Below are 25,066 nucleotides of genomic sequence, written 5' to 3' on the forward strand. Positions count from 1 at the left end.
CAAGCCTAACGGCGGGGTGTGACAGTCACAGCTGCGTGGAGTCGCCCGGGGTGAGCCGGCCGTGGTCCGTGCCGCCGAGCGCGCCGATCTGCCGGTCGTAGATCGGCCGGGCGAGGTCGGTGAGCAGGGCGTCGTGGATGTCGATGGCGCGCCGCGGCATGACCTCGCGTACGTACTCGATGACCTCGGAGATCTTGTTCCAGGGGGCCATCACCGGCAGCATCAGCGTGTCCACCGGCCGGTCCGGGACGGTCAGCGCGTCGCCCGGGTGGAAGACCGCGCCGTCCACGAAGAAGCCGATGTTGGTGATCCGGGGGATGTCCGGGTGGATCACCGCGTGCAGCTCGCCGTGGACCTGGACGTCGAATCCGGCGGCGGTGAACGTGTCGCCGTGGCCGACGGTGTGGACGCGGCCCGGGAAGGCGGCCGACAGCTGGTCCGCGACGCTGCGCAGGGTCCAGATCTCGGCCGCCGGGTTGGCCTCGAGACCGGCCCGGAGCCGGTTCTCGTCGAAGTGGTCGGGGTGCTCGTGGGTGACGAGGAGGACGTCGGCGCCGAGGGCGGCGTCCTCCTCGCTGAAGTTCCCGGGGTCGATGACGAGCGTCCGCCCGTCCTTCTCCAGGCGGACGCAGGCGTGCGACTTCTTCGTCAGCTTCACGGGACTCCCCCTCACGACGGGCCGTACGGGCCCGGCCAGCCTACGCCTGAGGGGTGGTCTCCTCCTTGATCACCCTGCCCACGACGCGCAGGGCGCTCTCGGCGGCCGGGAGCCCGCAGTAGACGGCGGTCTGGAGCACGACCTCGCGCAGCTCGTCGGGGGTGAGCCCGTTGCGCAGGGCGGCCCGGGTGTGATCCGCGAGGGCGTCGAGATGGCCGCCCGCGATCAGCGCGGTCAGGGTCACGCAGCTGCGGGTACGGCGGTCCAGGCCGTCCCGGTTCCACACCTCGCCCCAGGCGTAGCGGGTGACGAGGTCCTGGAGGTCGGCGCCGAACGCGTCGGCCCTGGCCTGCTCCACATGGGCGTCGCCGAGGATCTCGCGGCGGAGCCTGTCCCCCCGTTCGTACGGGTCGGGGCGCGCGCTCCCGGTGGCCTCGGCTGCCGGCTCGGCGGGCGCGATCTCGGCGACGGGCACGACGGAGGCGGAGGCGGGCGGCATCGGCGGCGCCGGCAGCGTGGCCTGGGTGTCGTGGACGATCCCGGCGAAGTGGTCGATGAGCAGCTCGGTGACGGCGGCCGGCTGCTCGACGGGGGCGAGGTGGGAGGCGCCGGGGACGACCGCGAGCCGCGCGTCGGCGATCCCGGCGACCAGGGTGCGGGCCTCGGCGGGGCCGGTGACCTGGTCGTCGGAGCCGACGAGGACCAGGGCGGGGACGCCGATCCGGCCGATGGCCTCGCGGACGTCGAAGAGGGCGAGCGCCTCGCAGGCGCCGATGTAGCAGCCGGGGTCGGTGGTGCGGACCATCTGCACGGCCCACTCGACGATGGCGGGCTGGGCGGCGCAGTAGGCGGGGGTGAACCACTGCTCGGGGGCGGTACGGGCCATGGGGTCGAGGCCGTTGGCACGGACGATCACCCCGCGCTGGCGGAACTCGTCGGCGCTGCCGAACCGGGGCGACGTGGCGACCAGGGCGAGCGAGGCGACCCGGTGGGGTGCGCGCAGCGCGAGGTCGAGGCCGACGGCGCCGCCGATGGAGCAGCCCGCGTAGCCGAAGCGCTGGACGCCGAGATCGTCGAGGGTGGCGAGCAGCCGGTCGCCGAGCTCGGCGACGGAGGTGAAGGGCCGGGCGGGCGCCCCGCCGTGACCGGGCAGGTCGAACCGGACGACGCGCCACTGCCGGGTCAGCTCGGGTATCTGCCGGTCCCACATGTGCATGGTCGTGCCGAGCGAGGGGCCCAGGACCAGAACCGGGGCGTCTTCTCTCCCGTCGAGGCGGTATTGCAGGGTGTTCGTCGGTGTCTCACTCACCCGCAAGACCCTCTCATCTCTCACCGGCTCGGACGTCGCCGGGTCGAAACTTGCGGCCCCTGTCCCACATGGCGGGCGCTACTTCGTCCCCGTGAAGGTCGCGAAGACCACCGTGTTGGCCCGATAGCCGGTGTCGCTCGACCAGTCACCGCCGCAGGTGATCAGCCGCAGCTCGGGGCGGCCCGAACCGCCGTAGACCTTGTCGTCGGGGAAGCGGTCCTTGGGATGGACCTCGACCGCGTCGACGGTGAAGAGGGCCGTACGTCCGTCCTCGCGCTCGATCTCGATCCTGGCGCCCCGGGAGAGGGCGTCGAGCCGGTGGAAGACGGCGGGGCCGAGCGGGGTGTCCACGTGTCCGGCCACCACGGCCGTGCCCGGCGCCCCGGGGGCGGGGCCGTCGGCGTACCAGCCGGCCACGGTCGGGTCGGACGTGGGCGGGGGGCGCAGTGCTCCGGCGCGGTCCAACTCCAGGGGGATCAGGCCCACGTTGATCCCGATGTCCGGAATCCTGAGCCACGCCGCGTCGGACCCGGGCAGCGGCCGAGGTCCGGTGCGGTCCCGTTCGGCCCCGGCGGCGGGCCGGGCGGGCGCCGGTGTGGCCTGCGGGGTCGTCGGCGGCCGCGAGCCGCCGTCGCCGCCTCCGGGTACGTGGACGAGCAGGACGATGCCGACGAGCGTCGCCCAGGCGAGCGCCCTGACCGAGGGGACGCGCCGGGACGGCGCTCCGTCCGGCCTCGGCCCGGAGCCGTTCTTCATGCGGATCGTGCCTCCGCTGGATGACGGCCCCGGATCTCCGCGCGGAGCCGGGGCCGTGGCTGTGGTGCGTGGGGCGTGAGGGGGTTGGGGGCGTGGGGGGTGGGGTTCAGGCGGAGTTCCGGGCGGCGGTGGCGCGGCGGCGCATCCTGATCAGGACGCCCGCGGCGGCGCCACCGAGGAGCAGCGCGCCGACGGCGTACGGACTGCCACCGCCGTCCCCTTCCGCGGCGGCGGCCCAGCCGAAGCCCGCTGCCACGGCACCGTTCGGCCGGCCGGAGATCTGATAGGTCACGGTCAGCTGGACGCGGGGCGGGCACTTAAGGGTCACGGTGTCCGTGCCGGAGACGGCGTCGGTGGGGAGCGTGAACTCACCCACCAGGACGCCCTTCCGGTCGCCCGGCAGGAGGTGGAACTTGCCGCCCGCCACCGACTCCCCCTTGCCGTACGTCTCCGTGCCGCACGCGGTGGTGCTGACGGTGACGGTGGAGCCGGGGGTCGCCTTCCTGGGGTTGACCCAGGCTTCACCGGTGGGCGCCGCGACGGCGGAGGGTGCGGACAGGGCGAGGGCGGTCAGGACCAGGGCGAGCTGGGAACCTGTACGTGCGAGACGCATGCTTCTTCTCTCCTTCGGCGGAGCTTTCCTGGCCGGCTGGACCGCGCGGCACCTGTGCTGTGCTCCGAGCACGAGAAGATCCCCGACCGGTGATCACCGCAACGGGAGGATCGCGCCCGATGTCCCCCGGTCGGGGTCTTGATCGTCCTTGCCGCTGATCATCGCCGCAGGTCACGGCGGCCCGTGCGCTGCGCGGAAACGCATGGCGTCCCGCGCGCGAACGGGCTAGGCGGGTCCCCGGGAAGCGGTCAGCCCCGGCCCAGGATCGCCGTGACGGCTTCCCGCAACGCCGCCACGGGATCCGTCGAGGCCCCTTCGGACCGCCACGCGACGAACCCGTCGGGGCGGACGAGCACCGCGCCGTCCGCGGTGACGCCGTGGGCCTCCGCCCAGTCCGTGTCGCTCTCGGGCGAGAGCTCCGCGTCGGGCCCGTCGCCGATCCGGTACGAGTCGAGCGGCACCGCCAGCTCCTGCCCGACGCGGGTCGCCGCGGTGTGCCACCCGCCTTCCTCGGAACTCAGGAGGACCAGGGACCGCTCGTACAGGTCGAGGGTGGAGACCCGGCCATCGGCGCGGTTCAGCCACAGGTGGGGTGCCCGGCTCCCGGGTTCGCCCGTCAGCCGCAGTCCGTCGGACACGACCGGCAGCGTCGGGTCGGCGCCCACGACGGCGCCCTGCGGATAGCGGTAGCCGAGCACCTCGTTGAGCAGGCCGCCCTTCCTTCCCTTCGGGCTACCGGCGCCGGCACCGGGGCCGGGGACGTACCCGGGGTGGCTGTGTTCGACCGACCGCGACGAGGCGCGGGCGCTCGTCGCCTCCGCCACCGGCCGGCGCTCCGCGTCGTAGGACCCGAGCAGGCCGGGGCCGGCCCAGCCGCCCAGGACGGCGGCGAGCTTCCAGGCGAGGTTGTGCGCGTCCTGGATACCGGTGTTGGAGCCGAACGCGCCGGTCGGCGGCATCTCGTGGGCGGAGTCGCCGGCGAGGAACACCCGGCCGTCCGCGTACCGTTCGGCGACTCTCTGGGCCGCGTGCCAGGGAGCTCTGCCCGTGATCTCCACATCGAGGTCCGGCACTCCCACGGCCCGCCGGATGTGTTCCGCGCACCGCTCGTCGGTGAACTCCTCCAGCGTCTCGCCCTGTTCGGGGTGCCAGGGAGCGTGGAACACCCAGCGCTCCCGGTTGTCGACCGGCAGCAGGGCCCCGTCGGCGTCCGGGTTCGTCAGGTAGCAGACGATGAAGTGCCGGTCGCCGACGACGTCCGCGAGGCCGCGGGAGACGAAGGTGACGCTCACGTTGTGGAACAGGTCGCCCGGACCGTTCTGCCCGATGCCGAGCAGCTCGCGGACCGGGCTGCGCGGGCCGTCCGCCGCGACGAGGTAGTCCGCGCGGATGGTGGTGTGCTCGCCGGTGTCGCGGCTCTTGACCTGTGCGGTCACCCCTTCGGTGTCCTGCTCGAACGACATCAGCTCCGTGGAGAACCGCAGATCCCCGCCCAGCTCCCGGGCGCGTTCGAGCAGCACCGGTTCGAGGTCGTTCTGGCTGCACAGGCACCACGCGGCGGGGCTGAAGCGGGCGAGTCCGCCGCCGGGGTCGATCTCCTTGAACAGCCACTCGCCGACATCGCCCACCAGGCTGGGCGTCTGCAGGATGCCGCCGTTCTCCGCCAGGACCGAGGCGGCCTTCTGGATGGACGGCTCGAGCCCGGCCGAGCGGAACAGCTCCATCGTGCGCACGTTGTTGCCGCGGCCGCGCGGGTGGATCGAGGTACCCGAGTGGCGCTCGACCAGGGTGTGCGGCACTCCGAGACGTCCCAGGAACAGCGAGGTGGACAGGCCCACCAGCGAGCCGCCGACGATGAGTACGGGCGTGCGGTGACCTGCTGCTTCGCCGGTCACGTCGAATCGGTTCATTGTTCGTCTCCCGGCGTCCTGCGACGCGAGTCGGGGATGGGATCCAGATTCAAGCCCTTCGGTGACGGGTCCGCGTGCCGGGGGCACCCGGATGACACGCGGTTCACTCGTCCGCTCGTTCGGGCTCGCGCGCTCTCGGCGCTCCTGTCAACCATCGACACATCACGACTCCGGCGTTTCGGTCGCGTAGGTCGTTCCCACCCCCCACCGAGAAGAGAAGAGGTGTGCCGGATGGCCCCCTCGGGACGCATCTCGCAGTCGGCGTTCGACGGCTCCAAGCTGCGAGTGATCCTCCTGCTCGACCTGTACGAAGGAGCTCAGCAGCAGTTCCTGGACGCGTACGAACTCATGCGCAAGCAGGTCGCCTCCGTACCCGGTCACATCAGTGACCAGCTCTGCCAGTCCATCGAGAACCCCTCGCAGTGGCTCATCACCAGCGAGTGGGAGAGCGCTCCGCCGTTCCTCGCCTGGGTGAACAGCGAGGAGCACGTCCAGACGGTCAAGCCGATGCACAGCTGTGTCCGGGACACCCGTTCGATGCGCTACAGCATCCTCCGGGAGACCGGTCCGGGTCAGCAGGCCTCGCGGGCCGCGGCAGCGGCGGACGTGCAGGTCGCCCCGCGCGTGGGCGACGGTGTGGCCCGACATGCCCTCACCTTCACCGTCAAGCCGGGCTCCGAGTCGAAGGTGGCGGAGCTCCTGGCCGGGTACGAGTCGCCCCGGGCCCAGGTCGACGAGACCACACGGCTGCGCCGTACCTCCCTGTTCATGCACGGCAATCGTGTCGTGCGGGCCGTGGAGGTGGAGGGCGACCTCCTCGTGGCGCTGCGGCACGTGGCCCGTCAGCCCGAGGTACGAGCGGTCGAGGAGGCCATCAACCCGTACCTGGAGCAGGACCGGGACCTGACCGACCCCGAGTCGGCGCGGGTGTTCTTCACCCGGGCCGCGCTCCCGGCCGTCCAGCACGTGGTGTCCAGCCGGCCGGCACCGGCCGAGCTGCGGCGGCACGCGCTGTACTACCCGGCCAAGGAAGGCCGCGGGATGGAGCTGGCCCGGCTGCTCGCCCACCAGGACCGGGCCGCCGCGGACGATCCGGACAGCCCGGTGTACGGCAGCACCGTGTTCCAGCGCGACGACATCGTGGTGCGCCTGGTCGACCTCACGGGCGAACTCGACCTCGACCCCGTCGCCTCCCTCGGGCTCAAGGGCTCCGGGAAGGCCGCGGAGCTCGAACTCCTCCTCGACGGCGCCGCGATCGGCGTCGAGGGCTCCCTGAAGACGGAGCGCAACCTCAACCGGCTCCTGTCGCACGCCGACATGCTGCCCGTCACCGACCGCTCGGCGGATTCCTGACGGCCGGTCACGGCCCCGTCGCAGTCGCTCCCCAGCACGTCACTGCCACATCCGGAGGTACCAACCATGCTCAAGCAGCGTCCACGCATCGTGAACCTGGACGAGACGGAACCCAACCGCAGGCGGGGAGGTGACCTGCGGGCCATGCTCACGCCGGCCACGGTGGGTTCCACCAGCGGCTTCATGGGCCTGGCCATCGTTCAACCGGGCGAGCGCATCGGCGAGCACTACCACCCGTACTCCGAGGAGTTCGTGTACGTCGTCTCGGGCGCGCTGGAAGTGGATCTGGACGGCGAGACGTACGCGCTCACGACCGATCAGGGTCTGCTGATCCCGATCGACATGCGGCACCGCTTCCGCAACGTGGGTGACGTGGAGGCGCGCATGGTCTTCCACCTGGGCCCGCTCGCCCCCCGGCCGAGCCTCGGCCACGTCGACACGGAGGGCACCGACGAGGCCGAGCTCGCCGCGGCGGGCCCGCACCTGACCGTGGGCGACCCGGGACAGGTGTCCGAGCGAAGCGGGGCCATCGAGTGACCCGGCGAGTGGCCGTCACCGGTATCGGTGTGGTCGCTCCGGGCGGCACCGGAGCGAAGGCGTTCTGGGACCTCCTCGCCGCCGGCCGTACCGCGACCCGCGGCATCACCCTGTTCGACCCGGTCGGGCTGCGCTCCCGTATAGCCGCCGAGTGCGACTTCGACCCGGCGGACCACGGCCTCGACCCGGAGCTGAGCCGCCACGCCGACCGGTACATCCAGTTCGCCGTCGTCGCCGCCGGGGAAGCCGTCCGCGACTCCGGACTCGACACCGACGCCGAGGACCCGTGGCGCGTCGCCGTCTCCCTGGGCAGCGCCGTCGGCGGCACCACCCGGCTCGAACACGACTACGTCCTGGTCAGCGAGGGCGGGCAGCGGTGGGACGTGGACCACCGCACGGCCGACCCCAAGCTGCACCTGGCGTTCTCGCCGAGCACGCTCGCCTCCGTCGTGGCCGAACAGTTCGGCGCCCGCGGCCCGGTGCAGACCGTCTCCACCGGCTGCACCTCCGGCCTCGACGCCGTCGGCTACGCCTTCCACACGATCGAGGAGGGCCGGGCGGACGTCTGCATAGCGGGTGCGTCGGACTCCCCGATATCCCCGATCACCATGGCCTGCTTCGACGCCATCAAGGCCACCTCGCCCGACAACGACGACCCGGAGCACGCCTCCCGGCCCTTCGACAACAACCGCAACGGTTTCGTCATGGGCGAAGGCGCGGCCGTGCTCGTGCTCGAGGAGTACGAGCACGCCAGGGCCCGCGGTGCGCACATCTACTGCGAGATCGGCGGCTACGCCACCTTCGGCAACGCGTACCACATGACCGGGCTGACCGGCGAAGGCCTGGAGATGTCCCGGGCGATCGACTCCACGCTCGACCAGGCCCGGCTCGACCCGACGCTGATCGACTACGTCAACGCGCACGGCTCGGGCACCCGGCAGAACGACCGGCACGAGACCGCCGCCGTGAAGCTGTCCCTGGGGGCGCACGCCTACGACACGCCCATGAGCTCCATCAAATCCATGGTGGGGCACTCGCTGGGCGCGATCGGCGCGATCGAGGTGGCCGCCTGCGTCCTCGCGCTGAAGCACCAGGTGGTACCTCCGACGGCGAACTACGAGACCCCCGACCCCGAGTGCGACCTGGACTACGTGCCGCGCACCGCCCGCTCCCGGAAGCTCAGGAACGTGCTCTCCGTGGGCAGCGGATTCGGCGGCTTCCAGTCCGCGGTCCTCCTGACGGGGCCGGGCGGGAGGACACGATGAGCACTGAGCGCCCACGGCGGGCCGTCGTCACCGGCATCGGTGTGATCGCCCCCAACGGATTGCGTGCCGACGCGTACTGGAAGTCCGTCCGGGAAGGGCTGGGCGTACTGGACCGGATCACCCGTGAGGGGTGCCAGGACCTGCCGCTCAAGGTCGCGGGCGAGGTCCGGGGCTTCGACGCCTCCTCCCTGATCGAGGAGCGTTTCCTCGTCCAGACCGACCGCTTCAGCCACTACGCGATGGCCGCGGCCCAGCTCGCCCTCGACGACGCCGGCATCGCCCACGACGACCCGGCGGAGCCCTTCGAGATCGGCGTCGTCACCGCGGCCGGTTCCGGCGGCGGCGAGTTCGGCCAGCGGGAGCTCCAGAAGCTCTGGGGCCAGGGATCCAAGTTCGTCGGCCCGTACCAGTCCATCGCCTGGTTCTACGCCGCGAGCACCGGCCAGATCTCCATCCGGAGCGGGTTCAAGGGACCGTGCGGGGTGGTCGCGAGCGACGAGGCGGGAGGCCTGGACGGCATCGCCCACGCCGCCCGGGCCGTACGGCGTGGGACCGGTGCGGTGATCGTCGGAGCGGCGGAGGCGCCGCTCGCCCCGTACTCGATGGTGTGCCAGCTCGGATACCCGGAGCTCAGCACCGTCGAGGACCCGGACCGCGCCTACCGGCCCTTCACCGCGGGAGCCTGCGGCTTCGTCCCCGCGGAGGGCGGCGCGATGCTCGTCGTGGAGGACGAGGACCGCGCCCGCGACCGGGGAGCCACCGTCCGGGCCGTCGTGGCCGGTCACGGCGCCACGTTCACCGGCGCCTCCCGGTGGGAGGAGTCCCGGGAGGGACTCGCCCGCGCCGTCCGCGTCGCCCTCGACGAGGCCGGCTGCGCGCCCGAGGAGATCGACGTCGTCTTCGCCGACGCGCTCGGCGTACCGGAGGCGGACCGCGCCGAGGCGCTGGCGATCGCCGACGCCCTCGGGGCACACGCGACCCGCGTTCCCGTCACGGCGCCCAAGACGGGCATCGGCCGTGCCTACTGCGGGGCGCCCGTCCTGGACACCGCCGCCGCGGTCTTCGCGATGGAGCACGGCGTGGTCCCGCCCACCCCCAACGTGTTCGACATCTGCCACGACCTCGATCTGGTGATGTCCCGCGCTCGCCCCGCCGAGCTGCGCACGGCCCTGGTCCTCAGCCGGGGACTCATGGGATCCAACGCGGCGCTGGTCGTGCGCCGCGGTGACGACTCCGCCCGGTAGGACCGGGCGGGAAGGAGAGCACAGATGATCACCACCACCCTGACCTTCGACGAACTCGCCGCGCTGATGAAGCAGTCGGCCGGGGTCACCGTCGACGCCCGGGAGCTGGAGAAGGCGCCGGACGCGCCGTTCGCCACCCTGGGCGTCGACTCGCTCGGCCTGCTCGGGATCGTCGGCGAGCTGGAGAACCGGTACAGCGTGGCGCTGCCCACGGACGCCGAGCGCTCCAAGACGCCGGCCGAGTTCCTCGGCCTGGTCAACACCGCCCTCAAGACGGGAGTCTGACGTTGTCCGGTCACACTGACAACAGCATCACCATCGACGCACCGCTCGACCTCGTCTGGGACATCACCAACGACATCGAGAACTGGCCGCGCCTCTTCAGCGAGTACGCCTCCCTCGAAGTGCTCTCCCGCGAGGGCGACTCCACCACCTTCCGCCTGACCATGCACCCGGACAAGGACGGGAAGGTCTGGAGCTGGGTGTCGGAGCGCACCGTCGACCGCCCCGGACGGACGGTCCGCGCCCGCCGGGTCGAGACCGGCCCGTTCGACCACATGAACATCCGGTGGGAGTACGAGGAGACGCCGGCCGGCGTCCACATGCGCTGGGTGCAGGACTTCGCGATGAAGCCCGAGGCTCCCGTCGACGACGCCTGGATGACCGACAACATCAACCGCAACTCCCAGACGCAGATGGCCCTCATCCGGGACCGCATCGAGCAGGTCGCCCGCGACCGCCGGAGCGCCTCGGTCCTGCCCGGCTGACCGCACCCGGCCGGGTCCCCGCCCTCCCCCACCCCCGCACTCCCAGGAAGGACGCTCGATGCACCACGCTCTGATCGTGGCCCGCATGGTGCCCGATTCGGCGCCGGCGATCGCCGATGTGTTCGCCGCCTCCGACCGCGGCGAACTCCCGCACCTTGTCGGCGTCACCCGGCGTCGCCTGTTCCAGTTCGGTGACGTGTACCTGCACCTCATCGAGTCGGAGCAGGACCCCGCGCCGGCCATCGCGAAGCTGACCGGCCACCCGGAGTTCCGGGACACCAGCGAGCGACTGTCGGCGTACGTCAGCGCGTACGACCCGCAGACGTGGCGGAGCCCCAAGGACGCCATGGCCCAGTGCTTCTACCGCTGGGAGCGCGACGGGGGTTCCTGACCCCGAGATACGCACGGCAGCGAAACCCGAGGCCGCCCGCCCCGCGAACGACGCGGAGCGGGCGGCCTCGGGTTTCGGGTCTCCCCGGCCTCAGCCGGGAACGGTGCACTCGAAGGCGTGGAGGTACGCGTTGACCGGGCGGATCTCGTCGATGACGAGCCCCGCGTCCGTCAGCCGTTCGACCATGCTCTGCCGGGTGTGCTTGGCACCGCCGACATTGAGGAGCAGCAGCAGGTCCATGGCGGTCGTGAACCTCATCGACGGCGTGTCGTCCACGAGGTTCTCGATCACGACGACCCGGGCGCCGGGGCGGGCCGCCCCGCGGACGTTGGCGAGCGCCCTGCGGGTGCTGTCGTCGTCCCACTCCAGGATGTTCTTGATGATGTACACGTCCGCCTGGACCGGGATGGACTCCCGGCAGTCCCCGGGCACGACACGGACCCGGGAGGCCAGAGGACCGTCCGCCCGCAGGCGCGGATCGGCGTTCTCCACCACCCTCGGCAGGTCGAGCAGTGTGCCGTGCAGGTCGGGGTACTTCTCCAGCAGACTCGCCAGGACGTGGCCCTGACCGCCGCCGATGTCCACGACCGACGTCACGCCCCGCAGATCCAGCAGCTCGGCGACGTCCTGCGCCGACTGCCGGCTCGACGTCGTCATGGCCCGGTTGAAGACGTACGCGGACTCGGGCGCGTCCTCGTTGAGGTACGCGAAGAACTCCCTTTCGTACACGTCCTCGAAGACGTTGCGGCCGGAGCGCACCGCCTCGTCGAGCTTCGGCCAGACGTCCCACGTCCACGGCTCGGTGCACCACAGTGCGATGTACCGCAGGCTCTGCGGGTCGTCCTCGCGCAGCAGCCGGGACATCTCCGTGTGCGCGAAGGTGCCGTCGGCCAGCTCGGTGAACACCCCCTGGCAGGACAGGGCGCGCAGCAGCCGGCGCAGGGTCCGCGGCTGGGTCTTGACCGCCCCGGCCAGGTCCTCCACGGTCATGGGCGTGTCGCCCAGGGCGTCGGCCACGCCGAGGCGGGCGGCCGCACGTACGGCGGCGGCGCACGCCGCCCCGAATACGAGTTCCCGCAGCCTCATGGGCGGCGGCGGAGCCGGATCAACAGTCGTCATCTGTCGCCTTGTCTGTGCAGTCGTGCCGTGGGTGAGGGAGTGGGTCCGACCGTTCAGCACATGCCCGCGGGCTCCGAGACCTCACAGGTGTTGCCGCTGAAGGTGTTGCCCTTGCCGGTGTCCCGGTTGGCCAGGTCGGCCGAACCGTTGCGCAGGACGACGTTGTCGCGGATCTCGTTGCGCTCGTTGAGGGCGCCGACGAAGCTCTTGAAGAGCACGATGCCGCCCGAGAGCGGCGAGGCGCCGACGTTGTCCTCGATCCTGTTCCGCTCCACCAGCGTCTCCTCGGCGCCGGTGAGGACGATGCCCGAGCCCTGCAGGAAGGGCAGTCGGGGCGTCTTGGGGCAGTGCTTGTTGTTGGCGTGGATGTAGTTCCGGCGCAGTTTCATCGCCCCGGCGCGCGGCGTGGACTCGTCGCCCACCACGAACACGGCGGCGCAGTTCCCGGTCGCCTCGTTGCGGTCGACGGTCAGGTTCCGCAGGCGCCGCACCGTGATGCCGATCCGGTTGCCGGAGAGCCGGTTGTGGCTGATCCGGGTTCCCTCGGCGTCGACGGCCCCGGCCTCCGTGTCGGTGGTGTTGGAGACGAAGAGGCCGGCGTCCGCGTTGTCGCGGGCGACGTTGTGGGTCAGCTCGCTGCGGACGGACCGCTCCAGGGCGATGCCCCAGTTGCCGTTCTTCTCGGCCGTCACCCGATGGACCTTCAGGCGGTCGGTACGGGACGCCCACAGGCCGTTCTTGGCGAAGCCCTGGAGCGTGAGCGAGCGCACGGTGACGCCCTTGACGGGACTGCCGTCCTTGCCGGTCACGCAGACGCCGTGACCGGCCTTGGCGCAGGTGTCGTCGGAAGCGGCCTTGCTGGGCGCGATGACCGTGGGGAAGACGGTCGAGCCGCGCAGGGTCAGGTCCGATGTGGTGATGCGGACGCTCTCACGGTAGGTGCCGGGAGACAGGACGACGGTGTCGCCCGGCTTCGCGGCGTCCACGGCCTTCTGGATCGATTCGCCGGGCTTCACCCGGTGCACCGTGCGGCTTGCGGTCGTCGGGGCGGCTGCGCCGAGACTCGTGGCCACGACAGCCACGGTGCAGGCCAGGACGGCGATCTGTCGTTTGGTCATGTGTCGAAGCTATGAGCGGGCGTTCCGACCTGCCACCGCTGATCCTCCAGGCGGACCTGGGCATACCTCCCTGCGGTCCACTCGATGGGCGTGGCGCGCGGGTCCTGAGGGGAAACGCCGCTCCGCCGTGGACCATGGGGGCCGCCGAGGGCACCGCTTCGGTGCGGCGGGCAGGGAAGAGGTTCGGATGCGCAAGTGGTGGCCCTTGGCGGCGATCTGTCTGGGCACCTTCATGCTGCTCCTCGACGTCACGATCGTGGTCGTGGCGCTGCCCGCCATGGCGGCGGACTTCGGCACCACGCTCTCCGACCTGGAGTGGGTGGTGGACGTCTACGCGCTGGCCCTGGCGTCGCTGCTGCTCGGCGTCGGTTCCCGCGCCGACCGGATCGGCCGCAGGAAGGTGTACCTCGTCGGGCTGATCGTCTTCACCGCGGCCTCGGTGGTGTGCGCGCTCGCTCCGAACGCGGGTGTGCTGATCGGTGCCCGTGCGGTGCAGGGTCTTGGCGCCGCCGGGATGTTCGGTACGACGATCGCCCTGCTCGGCATGCACTACAGCGGCCGGGACCGGGGGGTGGCCTTCGCCGTGTGGGGCGCCACCAACTCGGTCGCGGCGGCGGCCGGGCCGATGGTCGGCGGACTCCTCACCCAGTACCTGGACTGGCGATGGATCTTCTTCGTCAACCTGCCGGTCTGCCTGGCCGCCGTCGTAATGACCCTGCGCTCGGTGCGCGAGGCCAAGGGCGAGGGCCGGCAGCGTGCGGACGTCCTCGGCGTGGTCACCTTCACGGTGGCGAGCGGGGCCCTCACGTTCGGGCTGATCCGGGCCCACTCCGAGGGCTGGACGGCACCCTTCACGCTCGGCCTGTTCGCGGCGGCGGCCGTCGCCCTCGCCCTCTTCGTCGTGGTCGAGACGAGGCACGAGCACCCGGTCCTGGATCTGTCGCTGTTCCGCAGGCCGTCGTTCACCGGCATCATGATCAGCGCCCTGTTCCTGCAGGGCGCCGCGTTCGCCTATCTGCTGTACGAGTCGCTGTGGATGCAGTCCGTACTGGGGTACGAGCCCGTCCAGGCGGGTCTGTACATCCTGCCCATGTGCGCCGCCGCGTTCGTCATGTCGGCGCTCGCGGGCCGCTTCGGCCCCTGGCCGCCCCGGGCGTGCATCGGCGGAGGTCTCGCGCTGATCGCCCTGGGCTCCGGCATGCAGGCCGGCCTCGACGCGGGGTCCTCGGGCAGCAGCCTGGTGGCGGGGCTCGTCGTCGCCGGTCTGGGGGTCGGGCTCGTGACACCGAGCCTGTCGGCGGCGGCCCTGGCCACGGTCCCGCCGGAGCGCGCGGGCATGGTGGGCGGTGCGGTCAACACCTTCCGCCAGTTGGGCTTCGCCCTGGGGATCGCCGTGTTCGGCGTGATCTTCCAGTCGCGGATCGAGCGGGTGCTGAGGGCCGACGGCGGTGTCCCCGACCCGCACGGGACGGCCGCCGCTCTGAGCGGCGGACAGGCCCGGTCGATCATCGCCGGCCGGCCGGAGGGTGAACGCGCCGAGATGGCAGACCTGGTACGGGAGGCGTTCGCGTCCGGCCTGAACGGGGTCCTTGTCGTGGCGGCGGCGCTGGGGGCGGTCGCCTCCCTGCTCGTCGTCGCGACGGTACGCGTCCCGACGGGCGGCGCCGAGCGGCGGAAGCCGGACACGGGCGCGAGCCCGCGCGGGCGGGAGACGCAGACGGACGCCGCCCGGTAGCGGGCGGGCTCCTAGGCGGGTGCGCGGGACCTGTCAGGGCGTCGTCGTGGACACCACGTACACCGTGGGGGACGCGGGGTCCGTGAGGTCGACGGTGATGTCCTGGTTCGGCCGGGGCTTCGGGCGGTTGACCGTGGTGGAGGACCAGACGCGGTCGGCCGGGAAGGTCCAGCCGACGATGTCCGCGTCGCGGTCGCTCACGGTGACCGTGCCGGAGGTCAGCGCGGAGCGGCTGGAGCCGACCCCGTTCAGGAAGGTGTCGAGGCGGGCCGCGGTCGTCGTGAACTGGACGTACAGCCGGCTGGTCTTCCAGTTGCTGGTCTCGAAGTAGGCGACCTTCGAGCTGCCCTGCGGGATCGGCACCTCGAAGACCCGGCGCTTCATCAGCGAGGGCCAGTTGTCGCTCAGGCCCGTGGCCGAGGACTCGCGCTCCTTGTCGCGGCCGCTGTCGCGGCTCTGACCCGCGGAGATCATCAGATACCCGGCGGGGATGCCGACGAGCAGCACGATGATGATCGCGGTCAGCCAGCGCCGGCGGATCATGTGGCGCCGGTCCTCCGGCATCTTCGTGCTCTGTTCGGGCGAGGTGGTCGGGGAGGGGACGGTCATGAAGGCGGGTCCTGGGTGGTGCGGGAGGAGGTGCGGGGTTCGGTGGCGGCCCGGAGGACCTGGGCGTACCGCTCGTACCGTTCGTAGCGCTCGACGCGGCGCCGGTTGGCGCGGCGGAAGCGGCGGGCAACGAGCCGGGCGAGGTCGGCCGCGCCGACCATACCTGCCTCGGGGCCGAGCTGGGCCTTGGTGATCCGGGCCTCGGGGCGGTACCCGCGGCCGGTGAGGTGGCGCCGGAAGGCGTCCCTGGCCGGGCCGATCAGCAGGTCGTCGGCGGCGCTGACGCCCCCGCCGATGACGAAGCAGGAGGGGTCGAGGGCGGCGGCCAGGTTGGCGATGCCGACGCCCAGCCACTGGCCGATGTCCTGGAGGAGCTCGACGCACATGGCGTCGCCCTCGCGGGCCAGCTCGGTGATGAGCGGTCCCGTGATGTCCGGGACGTTGCCCTTGACCCGCTCGATGATGTTGTACGCGACCGGGGAGTCCGCGGCCGCCAGCTCCTTGGCCTCGCGGACCAGCGCGTTTCCGGAGCTGTACTGCTCCCAGCAGCCCCGGTTGCCGCACGGGCAGCGGTGGCCACCGGGGACGACCTGCATATGGCCGAACTCGCCGGCCACTCCGTACTTGCCGCGCTTGACCCGGCCGTCCTCCAGGATCGCGCCGCCGATGCCGGTGCCGAGCGTGATCATGACGAGGTGGTCCTCGCCGCGCCCGGCGCCGAAGCGCCACTCGGCCCAGGCGGCTGTGTTCGCGTCGTTGTCGACCATGACGGGCACGGCGAGCCGGGACTGGAGGGAGTCGCGCAGCGGCTCGTTGCGCCAGGCGAGGTGCGGGGCGAAGAGGACGGTGGCCCGCTCGGCGTCCACCCAGCCCGCCGCGCCGATGCCGACGGCGTGCACGTCGTGCCGGTCGGAGAGGTCCAGGACCAGTTCGACGATGGTGTCCTCGACGACCTTGGGGCTCTTGGACTTGTCCGGCGTCTCGGTCCGTACCTTCTCCAGGATCGTGCCGTCCGCGTCGACGACCCCGGCCATGACCTTCGTACCGCCGATGTCGATGCCGACGGTGGGCACCCGGGGCGCGGTCAGGTGGGAGCGCCGTTCCCGGGTGCCGACGGTCCGCAGCACCGTGGCCCGGGCGGCGCCGCGGTGGGAGAGGTCGCGGTAGGTACTCATCGGCTCGATTCTGCCAGGTGCGGTGTAGGAGGGCCGTGACGAAGGGAGCCCCGCGGGTCACGGCGCCTGCGGGCGCTCCAGCTCGTGTCGGAGGTCGTCCAGCTCGCTGCCGCCCGCCATCTGCCGGGTCAGCTCGTCCAGGGTGACCGAACTCTTGGTGTGGCTGCCCGCCATGACTCCGCGCTTGAGCAGGACGAACCGGTCGCCGACGAGATAGGCGTGGTGCGGGTTGTGGGTGATGAGGACCACGCCGAGGCCTTGGTCACGGGCGGCGGCCACATACTTCAGGACCACTCCGGACTGCTTGACGCCGAGCGCGGCGGTCGGCTCGTCCAGGACCAGGACCTTGGCGCCGAAGTGGACCGCCCGGGCGATGGCCACGCACTGGCGCTCGCCGCCGGAGAGGGTGCCGATGGGCTGGTCGACGTCGCGCAGGTCGATGCCCATGCGGAGCAGTTCGGTACGGGTCGTCTCGCGCATCAGCTCGACGTCGAGGCGCTTGAAGGGGCCCTTGCCCTTCGTGGGCTCCGAGCCGAGGAAGAAGTTCCGCCAGACCGGCATCAGGGGGACGACGGCCAGGTCCTGGTAGACGGTGGCGATGCCGCGGTCGAGCGCCTCGCGCGGGTTGGCCAGGGAGACCTCCTCGCCCTCGATGCGGAAGGTGCCGGCGTCGTGCCGGTGCAGACCGGCGACGATCTTGATGAGGGTGGACTTGCCGGCGCCGTTGTCGCCGAGGACGCAGGTGATCTCGCCCGCGTGGACCTCCAGGGAGACCCCTTCGAGGGCGCGGATGTTGCCGTAGAACTTGCTGACGTCGTCGAGCTCGACGAGAGGGGTGGCTTCCGTCGTCATTTGGTTGCCTCCACGCGCCTGCGGATCCAGGCGTTCAGCAGGGTCGCGAGCAGGAGCATCGCTCCCAGGAAGAACTTGAACCAGTCCGGGTTCCACTCCGCGTACACGATGCCCTTGCTGGTCATGCCGAAGATGAACGCGCCGACCGCCGAGCCGATGGCGGAGCCGTACCCGCCGGTGATCAGACAGCCGCCGATGACGGCCGCGATGATGAAGATCAGCTCGTTCCCGACGCCCTCGCCGGACTGGACGACATCGAAGGAGAAGAGCAGGTGCTGGCCCGAGATCCAGGCGCAGAAGGCCACGCCCATGTAGAGGCCGATCTTGGTCCGGTGGACCGGGACGCCGACCGCGCGGGCCGCGTCGGCGCCGCCGCCGACGGCGAAGATCCAGTTGCCGAAGCGGGTGCGCAGCAGGATCCAGGTGGCGACGGCGACCAGGCCGATCCACCACAGGATGGTGACCTTGAGGTCGACGCCGCCGATGGTCACCTGCGAGGCGAAGAGCTTCTTCGCCGAGGAGAAGCCCTCCATGTCGGCGATCGACTTCGTGGAGACGGTGCCGCTGATGAGCTTGGTGAAGCCGAGGTTCAGGCCGGTCAGCATCAGGAAGGTGCCGAGGGTGATGATGAAGCTCGGCAGCTTGGTGCGGGTCAGCATGACGCCGTTGAAGACGCCGATGGCGAGGGTGACGAGCAGCGAGACGCCGACGCCGACCCAGACGTTCGCGGTCATCTGGTAGCTGAACATCGACGAGATCAGCGCCGAGCTGGTGACCAGGACGCCCGCCGAGAGGTCGAACTCGCCGCCGATCATCAGCAGCGCGACGGGCACCGCCATGATGCCGAGGGTGGAGGCCGCGTAGAGGACCGTGCCCAGGCTGGACGCCTTCAGGAAGCTGTCGGCGACGAGCGAGAAGAAGACGAAGAGGGCGATCGCGCCGACGATCGAGCCGAGCTCGGGCCTGGCCAGGAGCTTCTTCAGCGGCGAGGTGCGCAGCAGCCGCTCGTCGACATGGTCGATGCCGTCTCCTGTCGGGGCGATCCCGCTCATCGGGTGCCCCGCTCCGTGTAGCCCTTGAGCGCGGTGGCGTCGTCCTTGGTGATGATCTGCGGGCCGGTGAGGACCGGCTTGCCGCCGCCGAGGACGTCGGCGTTGTACTTGTACAGCCAGAGCAGGTCGACGGCCTCGTAGCCCTGGAGGTAGGGCTGCTGGTCCACGGCGAAGCCGAGGGCGCCCGAGGAGAGCCCGGTGGCGACCTTGGCGTTGAGGTCGAAGGTGTCGATCTCGGCCGCGGATCCGGCGGTCTTCTTCGCCTGGACGGCGGCGTCCGCGAAGGGCGCGCCGAGGGTGACGACGGAGTCGATGGCCGGGTCCGACTGGAGCTTGGCCTCGATGGAGGCCTGGACGTCGGGCATGTTGGTGCCGTCGACGTACAGGTTCTCCATCTCGCCGTCGAAGGTCTTCTTCGCTCCGGCGCAGCGCTGCTCGTGGCCGACGTTGCCCTGCTCGTGCAGGACGCACAGAGCCTTCTTCTTCCCGCGCTCGTCCAGCTCGTCGCCGACGGCCTCACCGGCGACGGTCTCGTCCTGGCCGATGTGGGTGAGCGCCCCGAAGGCCTTGGACTGCTCGGAGCCGGAGTTCACGGTGATCACCGGGATGCCGGCCTTGACCGCCTTCTCGACGGCCGCCTTCATCGCGTCGGGCTTGGCGAGCGTGACGATGAGGCCGTCGACGCCCTTCGCGATGTACGAGTCGATGAGCTGGGCCTGCGCCTGCGCCTCGTCGCTGTGGGCGTAGAGGAAGTTGATGTTGTCCTTGACGGCGGCCTGCTCGGCGCCGTTCTGGACGATGTCCCAGAAGGTGTCGCCGTCGCCCGAGTGGGTCACCATGGCGAAGGTCCACCGGGGGGTGTTCACGGCCGCCTTCCCCTGGGCCGCGGCCGCCTTGCGGGCATCCTCCGCGCGCTTCCCGCCGGTGCTGCTGCACCCCGCGAGTGCGGCGGTGAGCGCCACCGCGAGCACGGCGCCGACTGCGGCGCGTACCCCTCCTGTCCGAAGCCTGGTCACGAGGCCGTGCCCTCCTTTGTGTCCTTCTGCGTGCATTGCAGTATCGGTCATGGGGGTCGCGCGGACTTCAGCGGGTCTGCAGGTCAGGGGCGGACCAGGAGCTGGAACTCGAAGGAGTACCGCGAGGCCCGGTAGAGGTGGGAGCCGAACTCGACGGCGCGGCCCGTGTCGTCGAAGGTGGTGCGTTCCATGGTGAGCAGTGGTGCCCCCTCCTCCTCGGCGAGCAGTTCGGCCTCGGCGGCCGTGGCGGCGCGGGCGCCGACGGTCTGGCGGGCGCTGTGCAGAGTGATACCGGCGCCGCGCATCAACCGGTAGAGCCCGGTCGCCTCGAGGCGGCCCGCGTCCAGGTCGAGCAGTCCGGCCGGGAGGTGGTTGCGCAGGTACGCCATGGGCTCGTCGTGCGCCGTACGGAGTCGCTCCACGTACCGGACGTCGCTGCCCTCCGGTACGCCGAGGGCCGCCGCGACCGGGGCCGCGGCGGGTTCGACGCGGTCGACGAGGACCCGGGTGGCGGGGCGCTGGCCGGCCGTCTCCAGGTCGTCGTAGAGACTGCTGAGCTCCAGCGGACGCCGGACCTGACTGTGCACGACCTGCGTGCCCACGCCGCGCCTGCGGACCAGGAGCCCCTTGTCGACCAGCGACTGGATGGCCTGCCGAACGGTGGGCCGGGACAGGCCGAGCCGGGTGGCGAGGTCGATCTCGTTGCCGAGCAGGCTGCCGGGTGCCAGGGAGCCGTTCTCGATGGCCGCTTCCAGCTGCCGGGCGAGCTGGTAGTAGAGCGGGACCGGGCTGGTGCGGTCCACGGCGAGATGGGGCGGCTCGGCGGGCGGCGGCTGCTGCTTGGACACGGACGGGAGCGTAGCCCGAGGAGATGATGACAGGAAGTGGTGAAGTCCGATTGTCCTGACAAATCCTTGACAGGGTCCCGGTCCGGCACCACCTTGGGGCCATGCGTATCGGACTGATCGGAACGGGTCGTATCGGGGCCTTCCACGCGGGCGCGCTCGCCCGCCACCCGGGGGTCGAGTCGCTGGTGGTGGCGGACGCGGACGCCGAGCGGGCGGCGCGGGTGGGTGGGGCGATCGGCGCGGAGCCGGCGCCGAGCGTCGACGCCCTCCTGGACCACCACGCGCTCGACGCCGTCGTCATCGCCTCCGCGACCGCCGCCCATGCCGAGCTGATCGCCCGCGCGGCGGGCGCGGGGCTGCCCGCCTTCTGCGAGAAGCCCATCGCCCTGGACGTGCCGGGCACGCTCGGGGCGCTGCGGGCGGTCGAGGCGGCGGGTACGGAGCTCCAGCTCGGCTTCATGCGCCGCTTCGACGCCGGTTACGTGGCGGCCCGGGAGGCGGTGCGGTCCGGGCGGCTCGGCCGGCTGCACACCGTGCGGGCGGCGACCTCGGACCCGGCCCCGCCGCCCGCCGCGTATCTGCCGCTCTCCGGGGGCCTCTTCCGGGACTGCCTGGTGCACGACTTCGACATACTGCGGTGGGTGACCGGGCGGGAGGTCGTCTCGGTGTACGCGACCGGTTCGGACGCGGGCCCCGCGATGTTCCGCGAGGCGGACGACGTGGACACGGCGGCGGCGGTGCTCACCCTGGACGACGGCACGCTGGCGGTGGCGACGGCGACCCGGTGCAACGGCGCCGGGTACGACGTACGGATGGAGCTGGCCGGCGAGCTCGACCAGATCGCCGTCGGCCTGGACGACAGGACCCCGCTCACCTCGGTGGAGCCGGCGGGCCCCGCGGCCCCCTTCAAGCCGTGGACGGGCTTCCTGGAACGCTTCGCTCCGGCCTACGAGGCCGAACTGGACGCGTTCGTACGGTTGGTACGGGGCGAGGCCCCGAACCCCTGCGACGGCCGGGAGGCCCTGGAGGCGCTCCGGATCGCGGAGGCGTGCGAGCGCTCACGGCGTGAGGGCCGCCCGGTCCGCGTGGACGAGATCGCGTCGTAGGCGGACCGGGCGGGGCGCTCGTGGGAGCTCTCAGCCCGTCGCCGCGAGCACCGTTCCCTGGGCGACCGCGCACAGGGTCTCGGTGCCCCCGCCGTCCACGGTCAGCAGGTCGCAGCGCACCACGGCCTGCCGACGGCCTGCGTGGACGACCGAGGCGCGGGCGCGCAGGGTCACGCCGACGGCGGGGCGGACGTACTGGATGGAGAACCCGGCCGTCAGGACGGCCGGGCCGAGGGCCGCGCCGGCCGCGAAGGTCAGCGCGTTGTCGGCGGCGTACGAGAGCACCCCGCCATGGACGAAACCGTTCTGCTGCTGGAGTTCCTCGCGGAGGTCCACCTCAAGGGTCGCCCCGCCGGCGCCGAAGGCGGTGAGCCGGGCGCCGACGAACCGGCTGAACGGCTGGGCGTCGAGGACCTTCCGCGCGACGTCGAGGTCGAAGTCCGGGGTGGGTGCGGTGTCGGTCATCGGGTCACCACCGGACGGGCAGGCGGCGGACACCGCGGATGAGGAGGCCGGGCATCCACTCCCAGGGAGCGGCTTCGGGGTCGAGTTCCAGCCGCGGGAAGCGCTCCAGGAGTGTCCGGATCGCGACGGTGCCCTCGAGGCGGGCGAGCGGGGCGCCGAGGCAGTAGTGCAGGCCGTGCCCGAAGGCGAGGTGGCCGCGCGGTTCGCGGCGGATGTCGAAGCGGTCCGGTTCGGGGAAGCGGGCCGGGTCGCGGTCGGCGCCCGCGAGGGAAACGAAGACCGGCGCGTGCGCGGGGATCTCCGTGCCGGCGACGGTGGTCGCCTCCTTGGCGATCCGGAAGGTGGTGGTCGCCACCGGACCGTCGTAGCGCAACCCTTCCTCGACGGCCCCGTCGATGAGACCGAAGTCGGCGCGCAGGTCGGCGAGTTGGTCCGGGTGGGCGAAGAGGGCCCGCATCGTGTTGGAGATCAGATTGACGGTCGTCTCGTGCCCGGCGATGAGCAACACGTAGGCCATCGCCCGCAGTTCGGGCAGCGACAGCCGGTCGCCGTCCTCGTCGCGGGTGGCGATCAGCGCGGACAGCAGATCGTCGGCGGGCCCGGCCGCCCGCTTGTCCTCGATGAGCTCACCGAGGTAGGCGCCGAACCCCTCGACGACCTCCCGCTCGGGCGTGCCGCCGGTCGGCGCGACCAGCTCGTTCGACCAGCGGCGGAAGGAGTCGCGGTCGGCCGCCGGAACGCCGAGGAGCTCGCAGATGACGGTGATGGGCAGCGGGAAGGCGAAGGCGTCCACGAGGTCGGCGCGGCCGGCCGGCTCCGCGGCCATCGCCTCGACCAGCTCGTCGGCGAGCTCCTGGACGCGCGGCCGCAGCGCCTCCACCCGCCGGGCGGTGAACTCCCGTGCGACGAGCTTGCGCAGCCGCGTGTGGTCCGGCGGGTCGACGGCGAGCAGGTTGGGACCGATGACCTCCTCGTCGATCGGCGTGAAGCCGATGACCGAGGGCGACTTGACCAGCCGCGGGTCGGTGAGCGCGGCCCGCCCCTCCTCGTGACCGACGACGAGCCAGAACTCCCAGCCGTCGGGCATACGGACGTGGTGGACGGGACCGCTCTCACGGAGCTTGGCGTAGTAGGGATACGGGTTCGCGGTGAAGTCCGCGCCGTACTCCCCCAGATCGATGACGGACATACGCCCACCCTAGGTCGGGGCTATCGGCCGTCCTCGTCCAGGAGGCCCGCGTCGTGGACCAGGAGGGCGATCTGGACACGGTTGTTGAGGTCGAGTTTGGCCAGAATGCGTGAGACGTGGGTCTTGACCGTCGGCACGCTCAGGTACAGGGCCGCGGCGATCTCGGCGTTGGACTGGCCTCGGCCGACGGCGATCGCGACCTCGCGTTCCCGGTCGGCGAGTTCGGCGAGGCGGACGGTGGCGGTGGTGCGGCGCGGCTGCTCCTGATGGCCGACGACGTGGGTCATCAGCTGGCGGGTGACGGCCGGGGAGAGGACCGGGTCGCCGGAGGCGACGCGGCGGACGGAGGCGACGATCTCGGCCGGCGGGGTGTCCTTGAGGACGAAGCCGGCGGCCCCTGCCCGCAGCGCGCGCAGGACGTGGTCGTCGGCGTGGAAGGTGGTGAGGACGAGGACCTGGGGCGCGTCGGGGCGGGCGCGGAGCCGTTCGGTGGCGGTGAGGCCGTCGACGTACGGCATCCGGATGTCCATGAGGACGACGTCGGGGGCGAGCCGGGCGACGAGGTCGGGGACGTCCCGGCCGTCGGTGCCCTCCCCGACGATATCGATGTCGTCGGCGCCGCCGAGCATCAGGGTGAGTCCCGCGCGGACCAGGGGGTCGTCGTCGACGATGAGCAGCCGGATGGTCATGGGGGCCACGGTAGCCAGGCGTGGAGGAGGAAGCCGCCGTCGGGGGCCGGACCGTGGTCGAGGCGTCCGCCGGCGAGAGTCGCGCGCTCGGTGAGGCCGATGAGCCCCTGGCCGGATCCGGGGACGGGCGGGACAGGGCCGGTCGGGGCGGGGTTGTGGACGTCGACGGTCAGGCCCTCGCCGGGGCGGCCGCGCACGGTGACGGTGACGTCGGTCCCCGGGGCGTGCTTGCGGGCGTTGGTGAGGCCCTCCTGCGCGATCCGGTAGACGGTGCGACCGGTCGCGGTGGGGACGGCGGCCGGGTCGTCGACGGTGGTGTCCAGGACAACCTTCGCCCCGGCGGCGCGGGACTCGGCGACGAGCTCGTCCAGGGTGGCCAGGGTCGGCTGGGGACGGTCGCCCTCGCCGCCCTCGCCGGGCGCCCGCAGCACCCCGATGATCTCGCGGAGGTCCTGGAGCGCCTCGTGGGCGCTGTCGCGGATGACGCCGGCGGCCCGGGCGACCTGCTCGGGCGGGGCGTCGGGGCGGAACTCCAGGGCTCCGGCGTGCACGCTCAACAGGGTGAGGCGGTGGGCGAGGACGTCGTGCATCTCGCGGGCGATGGCCTCCCGGGCGAGCCGCTGCGCCTGCTGGGCGCGGAGCTCGGCCTCGGCCTCGGCGCGCCTGGCCCGCTCGCGCAGCGCCTCGACGAGCTGGCGCCGGGAGCGTACGAGCATCCCCCACGCGGTCATGAGCAGGATCAGGATCAGGCCGATGGCCATCCCGAGCGGCGCGCCGGTGGAGGGGTCGGGGCGTACGAAGACGGCGGCGACGGAGCAGGCGGCGGCGAGCGCGCCGATCCAGGCGATCTCCCGGAAGGGCTTGCGGACGGCGACGCTGAACAGGCTCACCAGGAAGGCTCCCCCGGCGACCGGCGCGACGACGCTGACGAGCGAGAGCACGACGGCGAGGCCCACGGGCCAGCGGCGGCGGAGCCAGAGGGCGCAGCAGGCGACGGCGCCGACGACCTGGTCCGCGAAGGCCACGACCTCGCTGTTGTACTGGTCGCTGGTCTCGGCGGCGAGGAGGCCGACGAAGACGGCGCAGAGGAAGAGCGCCGTGTCGACGACCCAGTCCCGTACGGTCCGCCGCGGCCTGCGGCCGGGCGCCCCGCCGGCCGTGGGGTCGGCCATGGCTGAGGGAAGCAGCCAGGCGTAGGGGTCCGTACGTGTCATACAGACCAAAGTACGCACGTCAGGGGCGCGGAGCCGGTCCTGGGCCGCCGGAAGCGACCAAAGTCGCGCGGGAGGC

The 25,066-nt window shown here is 72.0% G+C and carries 26 protein-coding genes; 9 read left to right on the forward strand and 17 right to left on the reverse strand.

Going from position 1 to position 25,066, the window contains the following annotated elements; all coding sequences use genetic code 11:
* Window positions 1-25 precede the first annotated feature (25 nt).
* The 5 genes from ACWCO8_RS01860 to ACWCO8_RS01880 all read right to left on the reverse strand — a co-directional run bounded on the left by ACWCO8_RS01860 (window position 26) and on the right by ACWCO8_RS01880 (window position 5,246).
* Window positions 26-658, reverse strand: coding sequence for an MBL fold metallo-hydrolase (locus tag ACWCO8_RS01860; protein ID WP_451030449.1), 633 nt, complete (start codon window positions 656-658; stop codon window positions 26-28).
* A gap of 40 nt (window positions 659-698) precedes the next feature.
* The gene (gene pcaDC / locus ACWCO8_RS01865) at window positions 699-1,967 is read right to left on the reverse strand and encodes a bifunctional 3-oxoadipate enol-lactonase/4-carboxymuconolactone decarboxylase PcaDC (RefSeq protein WP_451030450.1); all 1,269 of its coding nucleotides are present in this window, start codon (window positions 1,965-1,967) and stop codon (window positions 699-701) included.
* Between the two features lie 78 nt (window positions 1,968-2,045).
* A complete protein-coding gene (locus ACWCO8_RS01870; protein WP_451030451.1) occupies window positions 2,046-2,723 on the reverse strand; it encodes a class F sortase in 678 nt (225 codons plus the stop codon).
* 106 nt (window positions 2,724-2,829) lie between these two features.
* On the reverse strand, window positions 2,830-3,336 hold the full coding sequence (locus ACWCO8_RS01875; protein ID WP_451030452.1) for a sortase: 507 nt from the start codon (window positions 3,334-3,336) through the stop codon (window positions 2,830-2,832).
* 248 nt (window positions 3,337-3,584) lie between these two features.
* Window positions 3,585-5,246, reverse strand: a complete 1,662-nt coding sequence (locus ACWCO8_RS01880; RefSeq protein WP_451030453.1) for an FAD-dependent oxidoreductase — start codon at window positions 5,244-5,246, stop codon at window positions 3,585-3,587.
* A 231-nt stretch (window positions 5,247-5,477) separates the two neighbouring features.
* On the opposite strand from ACWCO8_RS01880, the gene ACWCO8_RS01885 reads away from it, so the two are divergent.
* The 7 genes from ACWCO8_RS01885 to ACWCO8_RS01915 all read left to right on the forward strand — a co-directional run bounded on the left by ACWCO8_RS01885 (window position 5,478) and on the right by ACWCO8_RS01915 (window position 10,803).
* Entirely contained in the window at window positions 5,478-6,599 is a 1,122-nt protein-coding gene (locus tag ACWCO8_RS01885; protein ID WP_451030454.1) for a SchA/CurD-like domain-containing protein, read from the forward strand.
* A gap of 66 nt (window positions 6,600-6,665) precedes the next feature.
* Window positions 6,666-7,136: a cupin domain-containing protein gene (locus ACWCO8_RS01890; RefSeq protein WP_362012817.1), complete on the forward strand. Its 471-nt coding sequence runs from the start codon at window positions 6,666-6,668 to the stop codon at window positions 7,134-7,136.
* Window positions 7,133-8,401 (forward strand): beta-ketoacyl-[acyl-carrier-protein] synthase family protein, encoded by a 1,269-nt coding sequence (locus tag ACWCO8_RS01895; protein ID WP_451030455.1) that lies wholly within the window; start codon window positions 7,133-7,135, stop codon window positions 8,399-8,401. The genes ACWCO8_RS01890 and ACWCO8_RS01895 overlap by 4 nt, the downstream gene beginning before the upstream one ends.
* The gene (locus ACWCO8_RS01900) at window positions 8,398-9,645 is read left to right on the forward strand and encodes a ketosynthase chain-length factor (protein ID WP_451030456.1); all 1,248 of its coding nucleotides are present in this window, start codon (window positions 8,398-8,400) and stop codon (window positions 9,643-9,645) included. Before ACWCO8_RS01895 ends, ACWCO8_RS01900 begins: the two co-directional genes overlap by 4 nt.
* Before the next feature lie 24 nt (window positions 9,646-9,669).
* Entirely contained in the window at window positions 9,670-9,930 is a 261-nt protein-coding gene (locus tag ACWCO8_RS01905; RefSeq protein ID WP_362012809.1) for an acyl carrier protein, read from the forward strand.
* Between the two features lie 2 nt (window positions 9,931-9,932).
* On the forward strand, window positions 9,933-10,412 hold the full coding sequence (locus ACWCO8_RS01910; protein WP_362012805.1) for an SRPBCC family protein: 480 nt from the start codon (window positions 9,933-9,935) through the stop codon (window positions 10,410-10,412).
* Window positions 10,413-10,470: 58 nt separating this feature from the next.
* Window positions 10,471-10,803 carry a TcmI family type II polyketide cyclase gene (locus ACWCO8_RS01915; protein ID WP_362012803.1) on the forward strand — a complete coding sequence of 111 codons (333 nt, stop codon included), beginning with the start codon at window positions 10,471-10,473 and terminating at the stop codon, window positions 10,801-10,803.
* A 90-nt stretch (window positions 10,804-10,893) separates the two neighbouring features.
* On the opposite strand, the gene ACWCO8_RS01920 is transcribed toward ACWCO8_RS01915, so the two are convergent.
* Together ACWCO8_RS01920 and ACWCO8_RS01925 are read right to left on the reverse strand one after the other, a co-directional pair.
* Complete coding sequence (locus ACWCO8_RS01920) at window positions 10,894-11,922, reverse strand: methyltransferase (protein ID WP_451030457.1); 1,029 nt, start codon at window positions 11,920-11,922, stop codon at window positions 10,894-10,896.
* Between the two features lie 53 nt (window positions 11,923-11,975).
* Entirely contained in the window at window positions 11,976-13,040 is a 1,065-nt protein-coding gene (locus ACWCO8_RS01925) for a right-handed parallel beta-helix repeat-containing protein (protein ID WP_451030458.1), read from the reverse strand.
* 187 nt (window positions 13,041-13,227) lie between these two features.
* Between ACWCO8_RS01925 and ACWCO8_RS01930 the strand changes: the two genes are divergently transcribed.
* Entirely contained in the window at window positions 13,228-14,775 is a 1,548-nt protein-coding gene (locus tag ACWCO8_RS01930; protein WP_451030459.1) for an MFS transporter, read from the forward strand.
* Between the two features lie 33 nt (window positions 14,776-14,808).
* On the opposite strand, the gene ACWCO8_RS01935 is transcribed toward ACWCO8_RS01930, so the two are convergent.
* The 6 genes from ACWCO8_RS01935 to ACWCO8_RS01960 all read right to left on the reverse strand — a co-directional run bounded on the left by ACWCO8_RS01935 (window position 14,809) and on the right by ACWCO8_RS01960 (window position 20,282).
* Complete coding sequence (locus tag ACWCO8_RS01935; protein ID WP_451030460.1) at window positions 14,809-15,384, reverse strand: hypothetical protein; 576 nt, start codon at window positions 15,382-15,384, stop codon at window positions 14,809-14,811.
* Window positions 15,381-16,559 (reverse strand): ROK family glucokinase, encoded by a 1,179-nt coding sequence (locus ACWCO8_RS01940; protein WP_451030461.1) that lies wholly within the window; start codon window positions 16,557-16,559, stop codon window positions 15,381-15,383. Before ACWCO8_RS01940 ends, ACWCO8_RS01935 begins: the two co-directional genes overlap by 4 nt.
* A 57-nt stretch (window positions 16,560-16,616) precedes the next feature.
* The gene (locus tag ACWCO8_RS01945) at window positions 16,617-17,411 is read right to left on the reverse strand and encodes an ATP-binding cassette domain-containing protein (RefSeq protein WP_451030462.1); all 795 of its coding nucleotides are present in this window, start codon (window positions 17,409-17,411) and stop codon (window positions 16,617-16,619) included.
* Window positions 17,408-18,463 carry an ABC transporter permease gene (locus ACWCO8_RS01950; protein ID WP_362012785.1) on the reverse strand — a complete coding sequence of 352 codons (1,056 nt, stop codon included), beginning with the start codon at window positions 18,461-18,463 and terminating at the stop codon, window positions 17,408-17,410. The genes ACWCO8_RS01945 and ACWCO8_RS01950 overlap by 4 nt, the downstream gene beginning before the upstream one ends.
* Window positions 18,460-19,479: a sugar ABC transporter substrate-binding protein gene (locus ACWCO8_RS01955; protein WP_362012782.1), complete on the reverse strand. Its 1,020-nt coding sequence runs from the start codon at window positions 19,477-19,479 to the stop codon at window positions 18,460-18,462. The genes ACWCO8_RS01950 and ACWCO8_RS01955 overlap by 4 nt, the downstream gene beginning before the upstream one ends.
* A gap of 83 nt (window positions 19,480-19,562) precedes the next feature.
* A complete protein-coding gene (locus ACWCO8_RS01960) occupies window positions 19,563-20,282 on the reverse strand; it encodes a GntR family transcriptional regulator (protein ID WP_362012941.1) in 720 nt (239 codons plus the stop codon).
* Window positions 20,283-20,428: 146 nt separating this feature from the next.
* Here ACWCO8_RS01960 and ACWCO8_RS01965 point away from each other — a divergent pair, with 146 nt between their 5' ends.
* Window positions 20,429-21,433: a Gfo/Idh/MocA family protein gene (locus tag ACWCO8_RS01965; RefSeq protein WP_451030463.1), complete on the forward strand. Its 1,005-nt coding sequence runs from the start codon at window positions 20,429-20,431 to the stop codon at window positions 21,431-21,433.
* A gap of 30 nt (window positions 21,434-21,463) precedes the next feature.
* On the opposite strand, the gene ACWCO8_RS01970 is transcribed toward ACWCO8_RS01965, so the two are convergent.
* From ACWCO8_RS01970 to ACWCO8_RS01985, 4 genes are read right to left on the reverse strand one after another with little or no spacing between them, the layout of a single operon-like run.
* On the reverse strand, window positions 21,464-21,898 hold the full coding sequence (locus ACWCO8_RS01970) for a PaaI family thioesterase (RefSeq protein ID WP_362012774.1): 435 nt from the start codon (window positions 21,896-21,898) through the stop codon (window positions 21,464-21,466).
* Window positions 21,899-21,902: 4 nt separating this feature from the next.
* Window positions 21,903-23,087, reverse strand: a complete 1,185-nt coding sequence (locus tag ACWCO8_RS01975; RefSeq protein WP_451030464.1) for a cytochrome P450 family protein — start codon at window positions 23,085-23,087, stop codon at window positions 21,903-21,905.
* A 20-nt stretch (window positions 23,088-23,107) separates the two neighbouring features.
* Complete coding sequence (locus ACWCO8_RS01980) at window positions 23,108-23,776, reverse strand: response regulator transcription factor (RefSeq protein ID WP_451030465.1); 669 nt, start codon at window positions 23,774-23,776, stop codon at window positions 23,108-23,110.
* Entirely contained in the window at window positions 23,773-24,990 is a 1,218-nt protein-coding gene (locus ACWCO8_RS01985; RefSeq protein WP_451030466.1) for a sensor histidine kinase, read from the reverse strand. Before ACWCO8_RS01985 ends, ACWCO8_RS01980 begins: the two co-directional genes overlap by 4 nt.
* Window positions 24,991-25,066: the final 76 nt, after the last annotated feature.

This window comes from Streptomyces sp. NPDC001927, from assembly GCF_053594455.1.

What these genes read in the sequence shown, in the direction of transcription:
- ACWCO8_RS01870 (WP_451030451.1), bottom strand. Translation starts at nt 2,723, where the DNA reads ATGAAGAACGGCTCCGGGCCGAGGCCGGACGGAGCGCCGTCCCGGCGC.
- ACWCO8_RS01875 (WP_451030452.1), bottom strand. Translation starts at nt 3,336, where the DNA reads ATGCGTCTCGCACGTACAGGTTCCCAGCTCGCCCTGGTCCTGACCGCC.
- ACWCO8_RS01880 (WP_451030453.1), bottom strand. Translation starts at nt 5,246, where the DNA reads ATGAACCGATTCGACGTGACCGGCGAAGCAGCAGGTCACCGCACGCCC.
- ACWCO8_RS01885 (WP_451030454.1), top strand. Translation starts at nt 5,478, where the DNA reads ATGGCCCCCTCGGGACGCATCTCGCAGTCGGCGTTCGACGGCTCCAAG.
- ACWCO8_RS01890 (WP_362012817.1), top strand. Translation starts at nt 6,666, where the DNA reads ATGCTCAAGCAGCGTCCACGCATCGTGAACCTGGACGAGACGGAACCC.
- ACWCO8_RS01900 (WP_451030456.1), top strand. Translation starts at nt 8,398, where the DNA reads ATGAGCACTGAGCGCCCACGGCGGGCCGTCGTCACCGGCATCGGTGTG.
- ACWCO8_RS01905 (WP_362012809.1), top strand. Translation starts at nt 9,670, where the DNA reads ATGATCACCACCACCCTGACCTTCGACGAACTCGCCGCGCTGATGAAG.
- ACWCO8_RS01915 (WP_362012803.1), top strand. Translation starts at nt 10,471, where the DNA reads ATGCACCACGCTCTGATCGTGGCCCGCATGGTGCCCGATTCGGCGCCG.
- ACWCO8_RS01920 (WP_451030457.1), bottom strand. Translation starts at nt 11,922, where the DNA reads ATGACGACTGTTGATCCGGCTCCGCCGCCGCCCATGAGGCTGCGGGAA.
- ACWCO8_RS01925 (WP_451030458.1), bottom strand. Translation starts at nt 13,040, where the DNA reads ATGACCAAACGACAGATCGCCGTCCTGGCCTGCACCGTGGCTGTCGTG.
- ACWCO8_RS01930 (WP_451030459.1), top strand. Translation starts at nt 13,228, where the DNA reads ATGCGCAAGTGGTGGCCCTTGGCGGCGATCTGTCTGGGCACCTTCATG.
- ACWCO8_RS01935 (WP_451030460.1), bottom strand. Translation starts at nt 15,384, where the DNA reads ATGACCGTCCCCTCCCCGACCACCTCGCCCGAACAGAGCACGAAGATG.
- ACWCO8_RS01940 (WP_451030461.1), bottom strand. Translation starts at nt 16,559, where the DNA reads ATGAGTACCTACCGCGACCTCTCCCACCGCGGCGCCGCCCGGGCCACG.
- ACWCO8_RS01945 (WP_451030462.1), bottom strand. Translation starts at nt 17,411, where the DNA reads ATGACGACGGAAGCCACCCCTCTCGTCGAGCTCGACGACGTCAGCAAG.
- ACWCO8_RS01950 (WP_362012785.1), bottom strand. Translation starts at nt 18,463, where the DNA reads ATGAGCGGGATCGCCCCGACAGGAGACGGCATCGACCATGTCGACGAG.
- ACWCO8_RS01965 (WP_451030463.1), top strand. Translation starts at nt 20,429, where the DNA reads ATGCGTATCGGACTGATCGGAACGGGTCGTATCGGGGCCTTCCACGCG.
- ACWCO8_RS01970 (WP_362012774.1), bottom strand. Translation starts at nt 21,898, where the DNA reads ATGACCGACACCGCACCCACCCCGGACTTCGACCTCGACGTCGCGCGG.
- ACWCO8_RS01975 (WP_451030464.1), bottom strand. Translation starts at nt 23,087, where the DNA reads ATGTCCGTCATCGATCTGGGGGAGTACGGCGCGGACTTCACCGCGAAC.
- ACWCO8_RS01980 (WP_451030465.1), bottom strand. Translation starts at nt 23,776, where the DNA reads ATGACCATCCGGCTGCTCATCGTCGACGACGACCCCCTGGTCCGCGCG.
- ACWCO8_RS01985 (WP_451030466.1), bottom strand. Translation starts at nt 24,990, where the DNA reads ATGACACGTACGGACCCCTACGCCTGGCTGCTTCCCTCAGCCATGGCC.